Origin of the sequence: Gilvimarinus gilvus, from assembly GCF_030518155.1 — a bacterium.
Classification (GTDB): Bacteria; Pseudomonadota; Gammaproteobacteria; order Pseudomonadales; family Cellvibrionaceae; genus Gilvimarinus; species Gilvimarinus gilvus.
This window is the reverse complement of record NZ_JAULRU010000173.1, coordinates 1-2055: the sequence shown is the minus strand read 5'-3', so window position 1 is coordinate 2055 and position 2055 is coordinate 1. Positions and strand designations below refer to the sequence as shown.

Annotated in this window: 3 protein-coding genes; all 3 read right to left on the bottom strand. The window is 45.2% G+C overall.

What is annotated here, in order from left to right:
• Window positions 1-166 precede the first annotated feature (166 nt).
• The 3 genes from QWI17_RS01515 to QWI17_RS01505 all read right to left on the bottom strand — a co-directional run bounded on the left by QWI17_RS01515 (window position 167) and on the right by QWI17_RS01505 (window position 1862).
• Window positions 167-757, bottom strand: a complete 591-nt coding sequence (locus QWI17_RS01515) for a M23 family metallopeptidase (protein WP_302720725.1) — start codon at window positions 755-757, stop codon at window positions 167-169.
• An 8-nt stretch (window positions 758-765) separates the two neighbouring features.
• Window positions 766-1185, bottom strand: coding sequence for a nuclear transport factor 2 family protein (locus QWI17_RS01510; RefSeq protein WP_302720724.1), 420 nt, complete (start codon window positions 1183-1185; stop codon window positions 766-768).
• 128 nt (window positions 1186-1313) lie between these two features.
• Entirely contained in the window at window positions 1314-1862 is a 549-nt protein-coding gene (locus QWI17_RS01505) for a DUF1415 domain-containing protein (RefSeq protein WP_302720723.1), read from the bottom strand.
• Window positions 1863-2055 lie beyond the last annotated feature (193 nt).

Genomic DNA, 2055 nt, shown 5'->3' with positions numbered 1-2055 from the left:
GCGCTCGATCACTGAATACATCACTGGCTACTACAGCCAGGTAAGACCACACAGAAACAACAATGGAGTGAGCCCAAATGCAGCCGAGCTGTTGTACTGGGCCGCCTCCTAAACTGTGGCCAAATTTACTTGACCACTACACATGCGGGAAATATTCAACAGCCCGCTAGTACCCAAAATACTCAATTGGATTTAAATAAAAAGCCTTCTTATAACCTTGAGTACTCGCATCCATAAGCCAAGGCAGAGGCACTAGACTTACCAAGGAATAGTGTAAATGCGCGGGCTTACCTTTTGCATTTCCAGTAACTCCGACTTCTCCTATTTTTTCACCGGACTTCACCCATAAAGGTGCACTCTCAGAGTTTTCTTTGAGATGAGCAAAATAGTGTAAGCGCCACTTAGCGCCCAGCCCTACGACAACATTACCGCCTTTTTTAAGTGAACCTTGAAATAGAATAATCATATCACTTGAAGCGACAACGGGCGTACCTTCCGCGGCGAATACATCAACCCCTTTGTGAACCCCGGAGCTGCCCCATGGCTCATACCAAAACGTATCCTTATTCCAATCCGCAGACGAAGCGCCCAACACAGGAATGGCCCTTCGCTCGGGAATCAAAAAACCGGCAATAAGCAGTAGACAAATCACTATCAACAGTTTTTTAGTACGCTTCATTTTGACCAAAGTGGCGCTCGCCTTAACCATCACAGCAAGGCGTGACTCAAAAACAGCCGCCATGCTTAGTTTAGCCATACAGCTGGTTATTGGAAAAACCAAACATTCTGAATCTTGTCGTCGCGAACTTCATATATGGCAGTCGCGACGAAATCTTCACCACCGACCACACCGGAAACCAGCTCTTGGTAAATGATAAAATTGCCTTGAATGATCTTGCCCGTCACTTCTGCGTGAAGCTCTGGGTGTGCTTCGAAGTAGCCAGCGTAAGCATTCTCTAAATCTTTGATCCCTGATATTTTCAGATCGTTTGCCTGCCCGTAGGTTTTCACGTCATCTGCATATGTACTAACAAACGCTTTAATATCGCCGTCATTGTAAGCTGAAAGCTGCACATCCACTATTTCTTGTGGCGAGATCGGCGGCTTTGACTTATCTTCTTCGGACTCGGCAAAGCAAGGTATTGCCACCACCAATAACATGAACAAAGTGATTAAATGTTTCATTATTACTCCTATATATAAAATGTGGCGCCAGATCAGACTGAGCACCTAGCAGGCTATTGCCAGGCGAAAGAATATCTTTGAATTAAACAAGCTGCACTCGCTTCCAAATACTGCCAAAAGCTCTGCAGCTAACCCTTATGGGTAACACAAAAGCCCAATAACTCCCGCAGCCTGCTTACGCCTAGCGTATTCATTTTTTCAATATTCCTTTCCGGAATTTTATCAACATCACCATAGTGCTCTATTGCCTTTTCAAGGCTAGCCTCCCGGAGAATATGCAGTATTGGATAGGGGGAGCGATTAGTATAGTTTTCAGCATCATCCACAGAGGTTCCACCAAACTGATAATCCGGGTGAAAACTGGCAACCTGAAAAACGCCCTCCAGCTGCATACCCACCAGCAAATTATCCACATCGCCTAAAAACTGATTGTAATCATAAAAATCTGATAAAACGTACGGATGAATAAGCAACGTAGTTTCAATAGAGGCATCCGTCAGCAAACGCTCTAGCTCAGACCTTAAATCCAGCAACAACTGATCCTGTACCGTTGAATCAGAAACCGCAAACCGTACCCGGTTAGCGACCAACTCTCGCTTTGCGAATGGGCATAAATCCATACCCACAACAAACGACTCTACCCACTGCCGAACAGGCCGAACTATTTCGTCATTCACGGTATTTATCCAACATAGATAGTTTTTATTACTTTACAAGCATTGACTATTTTGTAGTGGTCAAGTAAATTTGGCCACAGTTTAGGAGGCGGCCCAGTACAACAGCTCGGCTGCATTTGGGCTCACTCCATTGTTGTTTCTGTGTGGTCTTACCTGGCTGTAGTAGCCAGTGATGTATTCAGTGATCGAGCGC